Source organism: Nesterenkonia sp. Act20 (assembly GCF_019173455.1).
In the GTDB taxonomy this organism is placed as follows: Bacteria; Actinomycetota; Actinomycetes; order Actinomycetales; family Micrococcaceae; genus Nesterenkonia.
On sequence record NZ_JADPQH010000002.1, the window covers coordinates 582,308 to 600,033 of the forward strand.

At 67.2% G+C, this 17,726-nt stretch carries 14 protein-coding genes; 4 read left to right on the forward strand and 10 right to left on the reverse strand.

The features are described from left to right. Positions 1 to 19: 19 nt before the first annotated feature. Genes ligA through IY716_RS12355 form a run of 3 tightly spaced genes read left to right on the forward strand, consistent with a single transcriptional unit; the run spans position 20 to position 3,779 of the window. Positions 20 to 2,347, forward strand: a complete 2,328-nt coding sequence (gene ligA, locus IY716_RS12345; protein ID WP_218221976.1) for an NAD-dependent DNA ligase LigA — start codon at positions 20 to 22, stop codon at positions 2,345 to 2,347. Then, entirely contained in the window at positions 2,344 to 3,195 is an 852-nt protein-coding gene (locus IY716_RS12350; RefSeq protein WP_218221977.1) for an inositol monophosphatase family protein, read from the forward strand. The genes ligA and IY716_RS12350 overlap by 4 nt, the downstream gene beginning before the upstream one ends. 20 nt (positions 3,196 to 3,215) lie before the next feature. After that, complete coding sequence (locus IY716_RS12355; RefSeq protein ID WP_218221978.1) at positions 3,216 to 3,779, forward strand: GNAT family N-acetyltransferase; 564 nt, start codon at positions 3,216 to 3,218, stop codon at positions 3,777 to 3,779. A gap of 157 nt (positions 3,780 to 3,936) precedes the next feature. Here the strand turns inward: IY716_RS12355 and IY716_RS12360 are convergent, their stop codons facing one another. From IY716_RS12360 to IY716_RS12405, 10 genes are all read right to left on the reverse strand, one after another. Then, positions 3,937 to 5,490 (reverse strand): sodium:alanine symporter family protein, encoded by a 1,554-nt coding sequence (locus IY716_RS12360; RefSeq protein ID WP_255316763.1) that lies wholly within the window; start codon positions 5,488 to 5,490, stop codon positions 3,937 to 3,939. A 299-nt stretch (positions 5,491 to 5,789) separates the two neighbouring features. After that, positions 5,790 to 7,310, reverse strand: a complete 1,521-nt coding sequence (gatB, locus tag IY716_RS12365; protein WP_218221979.1) for an Asp-tRNA(Asn)/Glu-tRNA(Gln) amidotransferase subunit GatB — start codon at positions 7,308 to 7,310, stop codon at positions 5,790 to 5,792. An 8-nt stretch (positions 7,311 to 7,318) separates the two neighbouring features. Next, a complete protein-coding gene (gatA, locus tag IY716_RS12370) occupies positions 7,319 to 8,902 on the reverse strand; it encodes an Asp-tRNA(Asn)/Glu-tRNA(Gln) amidotransferase subunit GatA (RefSeq protein WP_218221980.1) in 1,584 nt (527 codons plus the stop codon). 8 nt (positions 8,903 to 8,910) lie between these two features. Beyond that, positions 8,911 to 9,207 carry an Asp-tRNA(Asn)/Glu-tRNA(Gln) amidotransferase subunit GatC gene (gene gatC, locus IY716_RS12375; protein ID WP_218221981.1) on the reverse strand — a complete coding sequence of 99 codons (297 nt, stop codon included), beginning with the start codon at positions 9,205 to 9,207 and terminating at the stop codon, positions 8,911 to 8,913. A 204-nt stretch (positions 9,208 to 9,411) separates the two neighbouring features. Continuing rightward, on the reverse strand, positions 9,412 to 10,470 hold the full coding sequence (locus tag IY716_RS12380; RefSeq protein ID WP_218221982.1) for a hypothetical protein: 1,059 nt from the start codon (positions 10,468 to 10,470) through the stop codon (positions 9,412 to 9,414). 115 nt (positions 10,471 to 10,585) lie between these two features. Then, positions 10,586 to 11,518, reverse strand: a complete 933-nt coding sequence (locus tag IY716_RS12385; protein WP_369699711.1) for a PP2C family serine/threonine-protein phosphatase — start codon at positions 11,516 to 11,518, stop codon at positions 10,586 to 10,588. Positions 11,519 to 11,642: 124 nt separating this feature from the next. Then, entirely contained in the window at positions 11,643 to 13,166 is a 1,524-nt protein-coding gene (locus IY716_RS12390; protein ID WP_369699712.1) for an adenylate/guanylate cyclase domain-containing protein, read from the reverse strand. Next, complete coding sequence (locus IY716_RS12395; RefSeq protein ID WP_218221983.1) at positions 13,159 to 13,761, reverse strand: hypothetical protein; 603 nt, start codon at positions 13,759 to 13,761, stop codon at positions 13,159 to 13,161. The genes IY716_RS12390 and IY716_RS12395 overlap by 8 nt, the downstream gene beginning before the upstream one ends. Before the next feature lie 119 nt (positions 13,762 to 13,880). After that, positions 13,881 to 14,879: a biotin--[acetyl-CoA-carboxylase] ligase gene (locus IY716_RS12400; RefSeq protein ID WP_218221984.1), complete on the reverse strand. Its 999-nt coding sequence runs from the start codon at positions 14,877 to 14,879 to the stop codon at positions 13,881 to 13,883. A gap of 50 nt (positions 14,880 to 14,929) precedes the next feature. Next, positions 14,930 to 15,955, reverse strand: coding sequence for an NAD(P)-dependent oxidoreductase (locus tag IY716_RS12405; protein ID WP_218221985.1), 1,026 nt, complete (start codon positions 15,953 to 15,955; stop codon positions 14,930 to 14,932). 179 nt (positions 15,956 to 16,134) lie between these two features. Here IY716_RS12405 and IY716_RS12410 point away from each other — a divergent pair, with 179 nt between their 5' ends. Beyond that, on the forward strand, positions 16,135 to 17,718 hold the full coding sequence (locus tag IY716_RS12410) for an acyl-CoA carboxylase subunit beta (protein ID WP_218221986.1): 1,584 nt from the start codon (positions 16,135 to 16,137) through the stop codon (positions 17,716 to 17,718). Positions 17,719 to 17,726: the final 8 nt, after the last annotated feature.

A 17,726-nucleotide genomic window follows, 5' to 3' on the forward strand; every position in this document is an offset into this window, starting at 1 on the left:
GGCGACTAGAATCAGGCGAGTGAGCGAAACAACTGAGAACTCCGCCGCTGACTCCGTCGAAACCACCCCGCCCTCCGCTCTGCGTGAGGAATATGTGGAGCTGGTCGAGGAGGTGCGCCGGCACCGGATCGCCTATTACCAGGACAATGATCCGTTGATCTCCGACGCGGAGTTCGATGTGCTCTTCGAACGCCTGGAGCAGATCGAGGCCGAGCACCCGGAGATCGTCGCCGCAGACTCCCCCACCCAGGAGGTCGGCGGCGAGGTCGCGGAGGCCTTCTCCCCGGTCCAGCATCTGCAGCGGCTCTATTCGCTGGAGGACCTCTTCGCGCGCCCCGAGCTGCGCACCTGGTTCGACCGGGCCAGCGCCTCATTGGCGACTCAGCGTCCGGAGGAGACCGCGAAGTGGCTGGTGGAGGTCAAGATCGACGGGCTGGCCATCAACCTGCTCTACCGCGGGGGGCGGCTGGTCCGGGCGGCCACCCGCGGCGACGGCACCACCGGTGAGGACGTCACGCATAATGTGCTGACCATCGGCGACATCCCCGAGCAGCTCCTCGGAGAGGATCATCCGGAGGAGCTTGAGGTGCGCGGGGAGATCTTCATGCCCACGGCCGAGTTCCATGCCTTCAATGAACGGCTGACCGAGGCGGGGAAGGCCCCGCTGGCCAACCCGCGCAATGCCGCCGCCGGGTCGCTGCGCCAGAAGGATCCGAAGAAGACTGCCGAACGACCGCTGTCCATGTTCGTGCACGGCATCGGCGCGCGCACCGGATTCGAGCCGGCGAGCCAGCACGCCGCCTATGATCAGCTCGCCGCCTGGGGCCTGCCTGTCAGCCCGTACACCCGGCTGTTCGATGATTACGAGCAGATCGAGGCGTATCTCGACGAGCATGAGAAGAAGCGCCACGAACTGGTCCACGAGATCGACGGGGTGGTGATCAAGGTCGACGACTTTGCTCAGCAGCGCTCACTGGGTCACACCTCGCGGGTGCCGCGCTGGGCTGCGGCGTATAAGTATCCGCCCGAGGAGGTCCATACCCGCCTGCTGGACATCATGGTCCATGTGGGCCGCACCGGCCGGGTCACCCCCTTCGCAGTCCTGGACCCCAAGAAGGTGGCCGGCTCTGTGGTCTCCCGCGCCACCCTGCACAATCGCGACGTGGTCAAGGCCAAGGGAGTGCTCATCGGAGACGTCGTCATCGTCCGCAAGGCCGGGGACGTGATCCCCGAGGTGGTGGGGCCGGTCCTCGCGGCGCGGAAGTCCCGCGAGCATGAACTGGTGGAGTTCTCCTTCCCCACGCACTGCCCGGTCTGCGGCACCGAGCTCGCACCGGCCAAGGAGGGTGACGTCGACTACCGATGCCCCAACGCGGAGACCTGCCCCGCGCAGGTCAGCGAACGGGTCATCCACATCGGGTCCCGGGGGGCGCTGGACATCGAGGCCCTCGGTGAGGAGGCCGGCCTCGCGCTGACCAATCCCGACCTTCGCCGTCCCATCCCCGAGCTCATCGACGAGGAGGAGACCAAAGCCTCCGGCATCACGCTGAGCGTGGACCAGAAAGGCTCGCCCACGCCCCAGGAACCGGTGCTGCACGGAGAGGCCGGGCTCTTCGATCTGCGGGCCGAGGACCTCAAGGATGTCTACGTCTGGCGAGAGACCCGGCGACGCAATCCGGAGACGGGGCTGCGCGAGTCCACCGGCCGCTTTGCTCCTTCGCTGTACTTCTGGACCAAGCAGCAGCTCAACCGCGATGGCACGGTGAAGAAGGCCTCCGAGCCCACGGCCAACACCGTCCAGCTCTTCGCGGAACTTGAGAAGGCCAAGACTCAGCCGCTGTGGCGCGTTCTGGTGGCGCTGTCCATCCGCCATGTGGGGCCCACCGCCTCCCGCGCGCTGGCGAACGCCTACGGTTCGATGGAGAAGATCCGCGCCGCCAGCGAGGAGGAGCTCGCCGGCATCGACGGCGTGGGCCCCACCATCGCGTCCACGGTCGCCGAGTGGTTCAGCACCGATTGGCACTGCCGGATCGTGGATCGCTGGGCCGAGGTCGGAGTGCGCATGGTCGACGAGATCGACGAATCGGCCCCGCGCACGCTGGAGGGTCTCACCGTGGTGGTCACCGGCTCCCTGGACGGCTATTCGCGCGATGAGTCCAAAGAGGCGATCATCACTCGAGGGGGTCGCGCCGCAGGTTCGGTGTCCAAGAAGACCGATTATGTGGTCGCCGGCGCCAATGCCGGGACCAAGCTGGAGAAGGCCGAGTCGCTGGGTGTCCCGGTGCTCGATGAAGAGAAGTTCACTGTTCTGCTGAACAAGGGTCCCGACGGATTGGACGATGCATGACCACGATAGATCCCCGCAAGCTTCAGGATCTCCTGGAGATCGCTCACGAGGCCGCCGCAGCCGGTGCCGCAGTCCTTGCCGAGCGGGAGGACGTCTCCCCCTCAGGACTCGTCCTGGGTCAGGAGGTCGCGGGAGTGGAGACCAAGTCCTCCGTCTCGGACCTGGTGACAGACTTCGACCGCCGCGCCGAGCAGGCCGTTCGCGCGGTGATCAACCGACGCCGTCCTGATGATGGAGTCTCAGGAGAGGAGTATGGCACCACCACGCCCGAGGAGCCCAGCGGATACCGCTGGTCCATCGACCCGCTGGACGGGACCACGAACTTCATTCGTGGGATCGTCTACTACGGGACCTCCGTGGGGCTCCAGGGTCCTGACGGAGACTGGCTGGTCGGCGTCGTCGCGGCTCCGGCGCTGAGTCGCATCTGGTGGGCCAGTCGGGGCCAGGGCGCCTACAGCGTCAACGGAGACTCCGAGCCCACCCGGCTGAGCGGGCCCACCGGCACGCTGGCCGCGGGACTGCTCTCCACCGGCTACGGCTACGATCCCGCACGCCGCGCGGAGCAGACCCGCGCGGTGGCCGCCATGCTGCCGGCCTTCGGCAATATGCGCCGACTGGGTGCCGCTGCACTGGACATCTGCATGGTGGCGGACGGCACGCAGAACGCCTACGCCGAGTACGGGATCTGGGAGCACGATTGGGCCGCCGGGGCGCTCATCGCCGAGGAGGCCGGCGTCCGCGTGCACCGGCCCGCCGCGGCAGACAGCGGCGTCACCCCGGACTGGTGCGTGATCGGCGATATCGGAATCGAACTCAGTCAGCTCTCTCCTGCCCCGCTGGAGCGCTGAGCGAGGTGGCGCACTACAGCATGACTCAAAACCGAGGGACGCAGGACAGCACAGCGCAGGACAGCACAGCGCAGGGCAGCGAGCCGCTCATCCGGGAAGCCACCGAGGCGGACTGGGACAGGATCGCGGAGCTGACCGTGGCCGCATACGTGGACGGAGGATTCCTCACCGCAGGAGACTCCTATGTCAGCCACCTCACCGACGTCGCCACCCGGGCCGCCGCCTCCACCGTGCTGGTGGCCGAGGTGCCCACGGAGCACGGCCCTGCGGTGGCCGCCTCCGTGGCAGTCACCGACGCGGGTGGGCCGATGGCCGAGGTGTCCCGTGAAGGAGAGATGGAGTTCCGCATGCTCGCGGTGGCTCCGGAGCATCAGGGCCGCGGGATTGCTCGTCGCATGGTCCGGCACATCATCGCCGAGGCCGAGGCACGGCCGGAGATACGGGCGCTGACGCTGTGCAGCCTGACCTCGATGACGACGGCGCATTCGCTCTACCGCTCAGAGGGTTTCCGTGAGCAGCCGGAGCGGGACTTCTGGCTCGAGGAGAAGGACGAACGCTTCCCCTTCTTCATCCGCGAGGTCTGAGGACAGGCCTCACACTCGCTGCGGGTCCCTCCACACCGGCCCTCCACATCAGACACGAGAAAGCCCGGTGATGCCTCTCCCCTCGAGAGGCATCACCGGGCTTCTTCGTTGTTGATCTTCCTTGCTCAGCGCGAGGTCTCGCGCAGGGCAGTCAGGATCAGCGGCGCTCTGCCATCTCGTGCGGCAGCGGCTCCGGATCCTCCAACAGACGGCCAGCCTTGCGGTCGGCCAGGTACTGCTTCATCTCTTCCTTGACCTTCGGCGCCAGGATGATCAGGCCGATGACGTTGATGAAGATGCACATGAACAGCGCCGAATCGGCGAAGCTGAAGATGTTGTTGGTGGAGACCAGGCAGCCGATGACGACCAGGACCAGGGAGATGGCACGGAAGATGCCGTCACCGATCTTGGTGGTGCCGAAGAGGTGCCGCCAGGCCTGGATGCCGTAGTAGGACCAGGTGATCAGCGTGGAGTAAGCGAACAACAGGACTGCCACGGTCAGCACGACGTTGAAGCCGGGCAGGAACGAATCGAACGCGGCCGATGTCAGGGCGACCGGGTTGTCCGCGCCTCCGGCATCCAGGGCCTCCTGGTACTCGGGGGTCCACGCGAAGATGATCACCAGTGCGGTCATGGTGCAGACGACCACCGTGTCGATGAAGGGCTCCAGTGCAGCGTTGAAGCCCTCGGAGATCGGACGGCGGGTCTTGACTGCCGAGTGGGCGATCGGCGCCGAGCCGATGCCTGCCTCGTTGGAGAAGGCTGCTCGCTGAACACCGATGATGATGACGCCCAGCACACCGCCGGAGATGCCCTCCGGGGAGAATGCCCCGCTGATGATCGCACCGAAGGCATCGCCGATGTTGGCGAAGTTCACCGCGATGACGATCAGGCAGGCGACCACGTAGATGATGGCCATGGCCGGGACCAGCTTGGCAGTGACCGAGCCGATGGACTTGATGCCGCCGATGACGACCACGCCGACCAGGATTGCGAACACGATGCCGAAGATCAGGGCCGCGAGGTCCGAGCCGAAGAAGCCGTCGTCGCCGCCGGTAGCTGCGCGCAGCTGGCCGAAGGCCTGGTTGGCCTGGAACATGCCGCCGCCGACCACGCCGAAGAGCATGATCGCGATCGCGAAGAGACCGGTGATGATGGCCACTGGGATGCGGCCGAGCTTGTGGTAAGCGACCTTGAGGTACTGGAAGGGTCCGCCGTGAACCACACCGTTCTCATCGATGTGACGGTACTTCACACCGAGCGTGCACTCCACAAACTTGGTGCACATGCCGAAGAGCCCGGCGATGATCATCCAGAAGGTGGCACCGGGGCCGCCCAGGGAGACCGCAGCGGCGACACCGGCGATGTTGCCCAGGCCCACCGTGGCGGAGACCGCCGAGGTCAAGGCCTGGAAGTGCGAGACCTCACCAGGGTCCTTCTCGGTGGTCCACTTGCCGCGGACCACCTCGAGGCTCACCTGCGGCGTGCGGAACTGGACGAAGCCGAAATAGAGGCTGAAGCCGATGGAGGCCAGAATCGACCACAGCACGACGACTGGTGCGTCGAAGCCGCCCAGCGGGACAGTGGCGAAGATGATGGCCGCGAATCCCTCTGCGATCCCCGCGAACCAGCCATCCACGGTATTGGCGGCCTGCTGCAGCGAGGATTCCTCCGCTGCCGCCGCCATGATGTATGCACTCGTGGTGCTCATGTGATTCCCTCATTCGAAGTTCGGTGCAAGCGCTTATGACGTCACGCTCCGGGGTGCAACCCCGGGTTGCGCAATAATCTACTCCCTGACTGTTTCAGCCAGTTTGCGACACGCAATGAATGTGTATCGTGCATGTTTCCAGGTGGTGGAATATTGCACAAGAGAGAATTGTGCCATAGAACACACAAACGGCCCAGAAACCTGCCGGTGAAGCAGGGTTCTGGGCCGTGAGTGAAGTGTTGAGCTGTGTCGCCGACGCGGGGCCGCGGGTGCCCACGCCCCTCAGCGCGGCGTACGGATCACCCTTCCATTCCCAGCTTCTCGAGGACGATCTTGCGCACGGCACCGGCGTCTGCCTGGCCACGCGTCTCCTTCATCACCGGCCCGATCAGGGCCCCGATGGCCTTGAGCTTGCCGCCGGCGATCTTCTCCACCACATCGGGATTCTCGGCCATGGCCTTCTCCACGGCGGCGGTGAGCGCGCCGTCGTCGTCGGAGACGACCTCCAGCCCGCGGGCGCTCACGATCTCCTCGGGATCGCCCTCCCCCGCCAGGACGTGCTCCAGCACCTGGCGAGCAATCTTGTCATTGATACGACCTTGCTCGATCAGCGCGTTCAATTCGGCGATCATTGCAGGCTGAACGCCCAGCGCAGCAGGTTCCAGGTCTCGCGCATTGGCGAGCCGCGAGATCTCGCCCATCCACCATTTGCGCGCCACCGAGGGGGCGACGCCGGAGGCCACGGTCTCCTCGATCTCATCGAGCAGGCCGGCGGCGACGACGTCGCGGAACTCCTGTTCCGAGAAGCCCCAGGCGGCGAGCAGCCGCCGGCGACGCTCGGCGGGCGGCTCAGGCAGCTGCGCGCGCAGCTCCTCCACCCATGCAGCGGTCGTCACGATGGGGACCAGGTCCGGCTCCGGGAAGTAGCGGTAGTCATCGGCATCAGACTTCGGACGGCCCGAGCTGGTGGTGCGGCTGCCCTCCTGCCAGTGCCGGGTCTCCTGGACGATGGTGCCGCCGGAGGCAAGGATGCCCGCATGGCGGCGCATCTCGTAGGACACCGCGTGCTCCACGGCGCGCAGCGAGTTCACGTTCTTGGTCTCGGAGCGCGTGCCGAAGGTGGTGGTGCCCTTGGGCATCATCGAGACGTTGGCGTCGCAGCGGACGTTGCCGCGCTCCATCTTCGCGTCCGAGATGCCCAGGCCCTTGACGATGTCACGGACGGCCGAGACATAGGCTCGCGCCAGCTCCGGCGCGCGAGCCCCGGCACCGACGATGGGCTTGGTGACGATCTCCACCAGCGGGATGCCCGAGCGGTTGTAGTCGACCAGCGAGTAGTCGGCACCCTGGATGCGACCCGAGGTCCCAGCGTGGGTCAGCTTCCCGGCGTCCTCCTCCATGTGGGCGCGTTCGATCTCCACCCGGAAGACCTCGCCGTCGTCGAGCTCGATGTCCAAGTACCCGTCGAAGGCGATGGGCTCGTCGTACTGCGAGGTCTGCCAGTTCTTCGGGGTGTCCGGGTAGAAGTACTGCTTGCGCGCGAAGCGGCAGCGCTCGGCGATCTGGCAGTTCAGCGCCAGGCCCAGCATCACCGCGTACTCCACGGCCTTGCCGTTGACCACGGGCAGGGTTCCCGGGAGTCCCAGGCACACCTCGTTGACATTGGTGTTGGGCTCGTCGCCGAAGGCGTTGGGCGCGGAGGAGAACATCTTGGTCTTGGTGTTCAGCTCCACGTGGACCTCGAAGCCCAGCACCGGGTCGAAGTGCTCGAGTGCCTCTTCGTAGCTCAGTGGTTCTGCGTCAGTCAGCGTCTGCGTCATGGTGTCCTTCACTTTCCGGCGGGGTGAGCCGCCGCCTCCGCCGGTTCAGCTGCCGCTGCCGGTTCGGTCTCCGCCAGTTCCGGTGCCTGTGCCCACAGGGGTTCTGCGTCCTGGGACAGCAGCTTCTCAAGCGCCCCGCCTGCCCTGTAGACGCGCGCGTCCTCCCGGATCGGGGCGAGGAACTGGATGCCCACGGGCAGGCCCTCGGAGAGTCCGCCCGGTACCGAGATGCCCGGCACTCCGGCGAGGTTGGCGGGGATGGTCGCGACGTCGTTGAGGTACATCGCCAGCGGGTCGTCGTCGTTCTCGCCCAGCGGGAAGGCCACCGTGGGCGCGGTCGGGGAGATCAGCACATCGGCCTTCTCGAAGGCCGCGTCGAAGTCCTGCTGGATGAGCGTGCGGACCTTCTGCGCGGAGCCGTAGTAGGCGTCGTAGTATCCGGCCGAGAGCGCGTAGGTGCCCAGGATGATGCGACGCTTGACCTCGTCGCCGAACCCGGCGGCCCGGGTGGATCCCATGACGCGTTCGATGGTCAGCGGGCCGTCCTCGGGCAGCACCCGGGTGCCGTAGCGCACGCCGTCGAACTTTGCCAGGTTGGAGGAGGCCTCGGAGGGCATGATCAGGTAGTAGGCGCCCAGCGCGTAGTCGAAGCTGGGGCAGTCCACCTCCACGATCTCGGCTCCGGCGGCGCGCAGGGCGTCGAGCGCCTCGTGGAAGCGGTCGAGCACCCCCTGCTGGTACCCCTCGCCCTGCAGCTGCTTGATGACGCCGATGCGCATGCCGGCGACGTCGGCGGTGCGGACAGCCTCGCCGAACGCGGGGACCTCTCCGGGCAGTGAGGTGGAGTCCTTGGGATCGTGGCCGGCGATCAGCTCATGCAGCAGCGCGGCATCCTCGGTGGTGCGCGCCACGGGGCCGATCTGGTCCAGCGAGGAGGCCATCGCGATGGCGCCGTAGCGCGAGACCGAACCATAGGTGGGCTTCGTGCCCACGGTGCCGGTGACCGCGCCGGGCTGGCGGATCGAGCCGCCGGTGTCGGTGCCCAGCGCCAGCGGCGCCTCGAAGGCGGCCACCGCGGCCGCGGACCCGCCGCCGGAGCCGCCGGGGATGCGGGTGGTGTCCCAGGGATTGCGGGTGACCCCGTACGCGGAATGCTCCGTGGATGAGCCCATCGCGAACTCATCCAGGTTGGTCTTGCCCAGGATGGGCAGCTTCGCCTCACGCAGCTTGGTCACCACGGTGGCGTCATAGGGGCTCATCCAGCCTTCGAGCATCTTGGAGCCCGCAGTGGTGGGCTGACCCTCGGTGACGATCAGGTCCTTGACCGCGATCGGCACGCCGGCCAGCGGGTGCAGAGCCTCGGCGACCGCTCCCCCGGCCGCGCGGAGGTCGTCGACCTCGGCGGCGGTGCGCAGCGCCTCCTCGGCGGAGACGTGGAGGAAGGCGTGGATGCCGTGCTCTCCGCCGTCCACAGCGGCGATGCGATCGAGGTGCGCCTGGGTGAGCTGCACCGAGGTGATCTCCCCGGCACGCAGCTTCTGGGCCATCTCGGCGGCGGTGAGCCTCGTCAGGTGATGGGTATGGGTCGTCATATCAGCGGTCACTCCTCGTCCAGGATCGCCGGGACCTTGAAACGGCCGGCTTCAGCGTCAGGTGCATTGAGCAGCGACTGTTCAGCGGTGAAGACGTGCCCGACCTCGTCCTCACGGAAGACGTTGGTCAGCGGCAGCGGGTGGCTGGTGGCGGGGACCTCGCCGGAGACCGCCTCAGAGACGCTCCGCACGGAATCCACGATGACGGCCAGCTCTCCGGCCATCTTCTCCAGCTCTGCCTCAGTCATGCTGATATGCGCGAGTTTGGCAAGATGCTCGACGTCTGCGCGCGAGATCTCAGACATGCAGCTCCCTCGGGTGGATCGGTGGTGGATGAACTCGGGCCAGTCTATCGGTCGGGACCTCGCAGGCAGTGCGGCGAAGATCAGGTGATGAGCACTCGCATACGACGACGGCGGCCGCTCACCTGCGCAGGTGAGCGGCCGCCGTCGTCGTATGCAGTGGTTCCTCAGTGACTGGTCACAGAAGGATCACTGATGGTGAGCTTCTCAGTCCGCGACGTCCTCCACCGGAGCCTCGTAGCGCAGGATCGCGGCGACGGAATCCTCGGCGGGGGTGCCGAGAATGCCGACGGAGGCGCCCACGCTGGCCGCAGCGGCGAGCAGCTCGTCCTCGTCGGTGGCCTTCTGCTGCTGGCGGAGCAGCAGCGTCTCGACGGCGCCGAGACGCACGGCGGCCCGGATGGCTTCTGCGCCTTCGGCGGAGCGTCCATGTCCGTGGGCCTCGCCGTAGCGCTCGGTCTGGTCCTTGCCGCGCTGGATGACCACGCGGCGGGCGATCACGGTCAGCTCCTCGCTCAGTGACTGCTCGGTGCCCTCGTCACCATGACCTGAAGGAATGCCGCCGCCGGCCTCGGCCTCGACGGTGAGCTCCTGCAGTGCCTTGGGCAGCTCCTCGTGCAGCGTGCGGCGTCCCTGGCCCTCGCCGGCGATCACGATCACGTCGGGATTCCAGGAATCGGCGACCTTCGCCACGCGGGCGGAGATGTCACGGATGTTCTGGATGGCGGCCTCGTCGGCCGAGCGCTGGATCTGCTTGTGGCGCAGAGCGCCCTCGCGGGGCTTGTGCACCGATTCCACGCTGCTGCCCTCCACGGACTCTTCGGAGCCGGAGGCGAGCAGCTCGTCACCGGCCACCACGAGGCGGCGGATGACAGCCTGCTGCTGATCGGCGATGGCGACCAGCATGCGCGCGGAGCCGAGACGATGACGGACGTAGTCGCCGAGCTGCGGCGGCTCGCCGACCACGGCGAGGTCTCCCGAGCCCTGGGCGGCGTCGAAGTGCTCGTTGAGCACCACGCGGGTCTGATCGGCGACGAGCACGCGGCCTTCGGCGTGCACCTCGGTCGGGGCGGCCTCTGCGAGCGCCTCATCCAGGGCGGTCAGCGCCAGATCCGGGGTGCCAGCATCGGCGAGCTGGGAACGCAGGTCCTGCCAGCGCAGACGAAGCTGGTCCTCAGCATCGGCGGCCGGTGAACGTGCCTCAAGGTAGACGGTGGCGAACGGGCCCTGGGCCTCGTAGACGCCTCGAAGTGTTGTCAGCTGCATGGTAGCTCCTTCCTGCGTCCGAGAGCGGCACCGGAAATGATCCTCCGCCGCTCGACGCGAGCATTTGTGGCTGCAGTTGCCTGACTCCGACGCTAACGAGAGCCCGGGGAGTAGGTCAAACCTCCGAGTGCGGGCTGGCGTCCTGCTGAGCGGTCTCCTGGTGCGCAGCGTCCTGCTGCGCAGTGTCCTGGTGCGCAGCGTCTTGCTGCGCAGTGTCCTGGTGCTGGGTGCCCTGCTGCGCAGTGTCCGTCGGCTGATCGCCCGGCTGCTGATCTCCCTGCTGCTGGACGTCCACGACGACGACGGTCACGTTGTCCCGTCCTCCGGCACGCAGCGACTGGTGGATCAGCCAATCCACGGTGTCCTGGGCGTTGCGTCCGGCCCCCAGAATCCGGGCGATCTCCGGGTCGGTGAGTTCGCCGGAGAGTCCGTCGGAGCAGATCATCAGTCGCTGACCGGCCCTGACCGCGGAGGTGGTGAAGTCGGCGTCCCACATGTCTCCCGCCCCGAGGGCCCGGGTGATGACGTTGCGCTGCGGGTGGCTGTGAAGCTCCTCGGCGGTGATCAGCCCGGAGTCGAACATGTCTTGGACCTGCGAATGGTCACGAGTGAGCTGGCGGAGTTCGCCCTGCTCAAAGAGGTACGTCCGCGAATCACCGATGTTGAAGACGACCCAGCTCAGACCGTCCTCGTGGTCCTCGAGCAGCGCGCCGGAGACGGTGGTTCCGGCCTTGGAATCTGTGGCCTCTCGGATGCGCTGATCAGCCTCCCCCAGGAAGGTCTGGATCTGATCGCGGGAGATCCGCCCCTCGGCTCGGTTCCAACCATCGGCAAGGGTCTGGACCGCCAGTGCGGAGGCCACCTCGCCGGCTTCATGCCCGCCCATGCCGTCTGCGACCGCGAAGAGCGTGTCGGTGATGACCGAGGAGTCTTCGTTGAGTTCACGGCGCAGGCCCACGTGAGACCCATAGCCGTAGTCCAGGTAGAGCCCTGCAGGCTCCTGGTCGGACTCTCGGGGGTCATCTGGGCGTTCTGCGCTGGCTACCACATCTCTATCTTGTCACGGTGCCGATGATTGCGCTGAACTCTACGCACTGCTACACCGCGCGGAGCACGGGGCGCCACACGAGGAACCGGCGAGAGACCCGCGCCCGGGATACAGGCCCAACAGCTCAGCCGCGATCGATTCCCGCACCCTGCCCGCGCAGCAACATGTTGGGCTGGACCTCGCCGAAGCCGCGCACGATCCGCGGGGGCTGTGGAACGAGCAGGTAGTCCGGGTTGGATTCCAGCGTCTGGGCGGTCACCTGGTCCACCAGGATGGTCCCGGGATCGGCAAGCGACGTGAGCCGAGCCGCCAGGTTCACGGTGGGACCGTAGATATCGCCCATCCGGGAGAGCACTCGTCCCCAGACCACCGAGACCCGGGCCTCCGGAAGCACGCCGTCGGCGGCGATCGACTCGGCCAGGGCGAGCGCGATCTCTGCTCCCGCCTCGGGAGTCTCCGCGTTGTAGAGCACCTCATCGCCGACGGTCTTGACCAGGCGGCCTCCGCCGATCGAGATGATCTCGGCGCATTTGGACTCGAAGTGCTGGACCATGTGGGCCAGCGTGCGTTCGTTCATCTGCCGGGAGAGCGAGGTGTAGGAGACCAGGTCTGCGAATCCCACGGCGCGAGCCAGCGGCAGCGCGGAATCGTTCTCGTCTCCAGTGCGCCCATGGGCACTGGCGGCGAGACCTGACTCGACTCGGACGGTGAGTCGCTGCAGCGCCGCGGAGAGCTGGCGACGCCAGGTGTAGCCCATGAGCTTCTGGATCGGCTCGATGAGCTTCGGCAGGGTCTCGACCACCTGGGTGCGCGCGACGGCGTCAGAGAGCTGACCGTTGGCGATCTTGTCCTCCACGAGCGCCTCGATCTGCCAGACCACCATGCGGTCGGTCATCTGACCCACCGAGCGGGTCATCGAGATCGCGGTCTCCTCATTGAGATGCCCGTCGCGGACCAGCTCGATCATGGTGGCGAGGGCCTCCACGTCGGCCTGGGTGAAGGCCTTCACGTCATCGTCGAGGTTGGGAAAGCCCAGTGCGCGCCACAGTCTGCGCGCCGACCGGGTGGAGACACCGAGCTGCTGGGCCATCTCCCGGTAGGTCAGGGTCCGTTCGGCGCCGAGGAGTCGGTGCTCCAGGTCGCGGATGGTCCGGTGCCATTCCCGCTGCTCCATGTTCGGGATGGGAATCGCTGCGGTCTCCGGGGCGCGCTCATGGCCGGCGGTCTCGGCCTGGCCGCGAGCGGTCTGCGCCTCGCGGGCTGCGCGACTGACGGTGCGGTCGGCCAGTCCTTCTGCGGGGGCGGCGGAATCGGGTCCGGTGCTGATGCTGCGGCCACCGGCCTCCTGCAGCATGGCTTGGCGGGCCCTGCCGTGCAGCCGCGGCGAGTTGAAGTCCGACCAGTCGCGCCGGGCGGCCTCAAGCTCGGCCGAGGAGTAGTGCGCTGATTCTGTGGCGTCGGCGTCGGCAGGCTGCTCGGCACCGGCCTCCAGGGCGCCTGATGATGGATCCTCGAAGGCGCTGTTGGAGGCGGAGTCCACGCTGGATGACTCCGGGTGCCGCACCGCACGCCATGAAGCGTCGGTGTCCTCGCCGCCGAGGTACACCGGGCCGGCGTCGTGGCGGGGGCGCTCGCGCGGCTCAGGCATAGTGGGCGTCTCCATATCCGCCCGGTGCGGGCGCCTGCTGTGCGTACTGGGCTGCCACGTTGCGGCGGTACTCGCTCAGTTCCTCCGCGACGACGGTCTGGAAGTGCGCTGCGTCTGGCATGTTGTTCAACCTGGTGCGCTGATGCTGCCCGTAGGCCCCGTGGAGCAGCACGAGGTCCCCGGCCGCGGACATGGACTGGAGGCGGGACGCCTTGAGCCGCACCTCGGAGAGCAGCCCGAGCGGCACGACCGTGGGCTGGGCGGCGCCAAGGAGATTCTTCTGCACCAGGCGGTGGGTGGTCAGGTAGGTGAGCCGGTTGGCCCAGCTCAGCGCGGGCTTCAGGGAGCCGAACGCGAGTGCCAGGAGCCCTGCCGCCCAGATGATGAACACCCCGATGTGGTGGTAGTGCTCGATGAACTCCGGCTGATCCGCCCGGGAGATGTAGCCGAGCAGGAAGCTCATGACCGCGACGGTGATCAGGAAGTTGATCAGCGCGGGCAGCAGCGCACGGTGATGGGCGCGGGTCCTGATGACCACCTGTTCGCCCTCGACCAGCTTGAGCTTCATCGTCAGCCACAGCCTCCTGCCGGTCATCTTGCGAGTACAACCACCCAGTCTACCGGGCCTGAATTGCACCCCACGTTTTACCGGGCCCTGCGTGGATTACCGGGCCGACGGTCGGCCGGGTAAACCACGTGAGGGGAGGTAAAACGCTAGGGGGTGGGGCGGAGATGGACCACGTCGCCGGCGGAGAACGTCCTGGTCTGCGGGTCGCAGGGCACCCAGTCCTCCTCCGCGGCCGCGCGCTGCCCGGTCACCTGCACCTGCAGACCCCCATCGATGCCCAGCGCCAGGGCCGCGCCGCGTGCAGCACCGCCGTCGGGCAGCTCCACACGGACCTGCTGACCGATCGTGGCCAGCACCTCCCCCACCTGCGCACGCAGCGTCTCGGCGACCGCGTCGGGGGCCTCAGCGGCGAGCTCCTCAAGATCCCGCAGTCGCCGGGCGAAACGTTCCAGGAAGTCACAGAGCAGCTCGGTGCGCAGCCGACCACCCTGCGCCGCGACCCGATCAGCGCCCTGGCCGGACTCCGCAGCACGCTGCAGTTCGAGCTGCAGCGAGGTGGCGGATTCGAGAGGCAGCTGAGCCTCGGTGTGCAGCACGTTGATCCCGATCCCGACGACGACGGCGCCCGGTCCGGTCCGTGGGCGGGTGGGAGTTCCCCGTGCTGCGGGCACCGCGGCGGCGAGGATGCCGCTGATCTTCTTCGCCGTGCCGTCAGGCTGCGTGACCTGCACGTCATTGGGCCACTTCAGCACGGCGCGCTGGGACGCGGAGTCCAGCCCGCAGTCCTGCCGCAGCGTGTCGACCAGGGCGCGGCCGGCAAGCATTGAGAGCCAGCCCAGATGCACGGGGTCCAGCTGCGGGCGCAGCACCAGCGAGGTGGAGAGCGAGGAGCCCTTCGGCGAGGACCAGGCCCTGCCCAGCCTCCCTCGCCCGCCGGTCTGTTCCTCGGCGGTGAGCACTGACAGATGGGGCCACGCCGTGTGACCGCTGTCGGGATCGGCGCTCGCTTCGGCGGCGAGCGCGTCGAGCAGGTGTTGATTGGTGGAGCCCACCGACTCGAGCCGTTCCAGCGTGGCGAGGATCCCAGTGCGCAGCAGCCTGTCGCCCAGCAGCGTCTCATCCAGCGGGGGCAGGGTGGTGGTCATGGGCCCAGACTAGGCCACGCGCTCGGCGTCAGCCGTCGGGGCCGGCCGGCTCACAGGAAGGCGTCGGGAATGAGCTCGCTCTGCGGATCCACCGCATAGTCGCTGAAGTCCGTGACGCCGAGCTGGCGCAGCACCTGTTCGTCGGTGAGGAACTGCCCGCTGATCGGATGGGCAGACCCCTCCTCGGGGATCGTCATCAGCTGACCCGAGAGTACGGCCACTGCGGCATCGGCGACGATGTCCACCCGTCGGGCACCGCGGATCATCGTCTCGCCCTGCTCGCCGGCCAGCGCGGCCAGGTTTCGGATGGCAGCGGTGTCGATATAGGTGGCGGGCCACAGCGAGTTCACGGCCACCCCATCGGCGGCAAGCTCTTCGGCGAGACCCAGCGTGGTCATCGACATCCCGTACTTCGACATCGTGTAGGCCAGGTGGCGTCCCAGCCAGACCGGGTCCAGCCCCGCCTCCCCCAGCGCCAGCGGCGGGGAGAGGGTGAGGATCTGCGGGGTGAAGCCGACCGCGCCGCCGAGACTCTCAGCCGCGATCCCCTCAGCGTCGGCCCCGGCAGATCCAGCGGCGGCGTCCGCCTGATGCTTCGCGGCACTGGTGCGCAGATGCGGCGCTGCCATCTTGGAGAGCAGGAAGGTGCCGCGGACATTGATGTCATGCATCAGGTCGTAGCGCTTCATGTCCACCACCTCGGTGGGAGAGAGGTCGATGGCCGAGGCGTTGTTGATCAGCATGTCGATTCCACCGAAAGTCTCCACGGTGCGTTCGACGGCGGCGCTCACGTCTTCATCGCGACGCACGTCCCCGACGACGGCGAGCCCCTGTCCCCCCGCCGCGCGGATGTCCTCCACGGCAGTGTGCACCGTGCCGGCGAGCTTGGGATGCGGTGTGTCCGTCTTCGCCAGGAGCGCGACATTGGCGCCTCGGGCGGCCAGGGCGACGGCGATGGCGTGCCCGATGCCGCGCGATCCTCCTGAGATCAGCGCGGTCCGACCGTTCAGATCGGCCGTCACTGCAGGTGCCTGGACCGGAGAGGGTTCTGTGTCAGAGGCTGTGAACTGGGTCATAAAGCAACCCTACCGGTGAGTAACCATGGACGGAAGCACCGATCATCCTCGGAGCACGCAACGCCTGCCTGGGATTTTGTAGAGAGTCCACAGCTGAGGAGCCCATCGGCGTGGATAGACTGGCCGCTGAATTGTGGACTTCCTCCAGCCTGCGATCGGAAAGGTGCCCCCGCGCAGCCATGACGTCAGATCTCACCACCACCGCCGGCAAACTGGCTGACTTTCGCCGTCGCCGCGACAAGACCCACGCTCCTGCGGGTGAGGAGGCCGTGGCCAAGCAGCACAGTCGAGGCAAGAACACTGCCCGCGAGCGCATCGACATGCTCCTGGATCACGACTCCTTCGTGGAGCTCGACGCCATGGCCGTGCATCGCTCGACCTCCTTCGGCATGGAGACCAAGAAGCCGCTGGGCGACGGGCTGGTCTCCGGCTACGGCACCATCGACGGGCGGCTCGTCGCCGTCTACGCCCAGGACTTCACGGTCTTCGGCGGTTCACTGTCCAAGGTCAACGGCGAAAAGATCGTCAAGGTCCAGGAGTTCGCGGCGCGCAACGGCTGCCCGGTGATCGGGATCAACGACGGCGGCGGCGCGCGCATCCAGGAGGGCGTCTCCTCGCTGGCCATGTTCGCTGACATCTTCCGGAACAACGTCCACTCTTCCGGCGTGGTCCCGCAGATCACGCTGATCATGGGCCCCTCCGCGGGAGGCGCCGCCTACTCCCCCGCATTGACGGACTTCGTGATCATGGTGGACAAGACCTCCCACATGTTCATCACCGGGCCGGACGTCATCAAATCTGTCACCGGTGAAGATGTCGACATGGAGACCCTCGGTGGAGCCCGCTCGCACTCCACGACCACCGGCACCGCGGCCTATATGGCCACCGATGAGGAGGACGCCATCGAGTTCGCGAAGGAGCTCCTGGAGTTCCTCCCGCTGAACAACCTGGCTGAGGCGCCGATCGAGGACCATGAGGACCGGCCCAAGATCGAGACCGGGGACGAGGCGCTGAACGCGCTGATCCCCGACTCCTCCTCGGCGCCCTATGACATGCGCACGGTCATCGAGCAGATCCTCGATGAGGGACATTTCCTGGAGCTGCAGAGCCTCTATGCGCCGAACGTGACCATCGGCTTCGGCCGGGTCGAAGGGCGTTCAGTGGGCGTCGTGGCCAACCAGCCCACCCAGTTCGCCGGGACCCTGGACATCGCGGCCTCGGAGAAGGCCGCACGGTTCGTGCGGTTCTGCGACGCCTTCAACATCCCGATCCTCACCCTGGTGGACGTCCCAGGCTTCCTGCCCGGCACCGATCAGGAGTTCAACGGGATCATCCGGCGCGGAGCCAAGCTGCTCTACGCCTACGCCGAGGCGACGGTCCCGAAGATCACGGTGATCACACGCAAGGCCTTCGGCGGAGCGTACATCGTGATGGGTTCCAAGAAGCTCGGTGCCGATGTGAACCTCGCCTGGCCTACGGCGCAGATCGGAGTCATGGGAGCCCAGGGAGCGGTCAACATCCTCTACCGCCGAGACCTGGCGGCTGTGGAGAAGTCCGGAGGCGATGTCGAGGGCCGTCGGAAGTCGCTGATCGAGGACTATGAGTCGGAACTGCTGAACCCCTATCAGGCGGCCGAGCTGGGTTACATCGACGCGGTGATCGAACCGGCCGAGACGCGCTGGCAGATCTCCCACGCACTGCGTGCCACGCAGCATAAGCGTGAGGCGCTGCCCGCCAAGAAGCACGGAAACATTCCGCTCTAGGAGGGCAA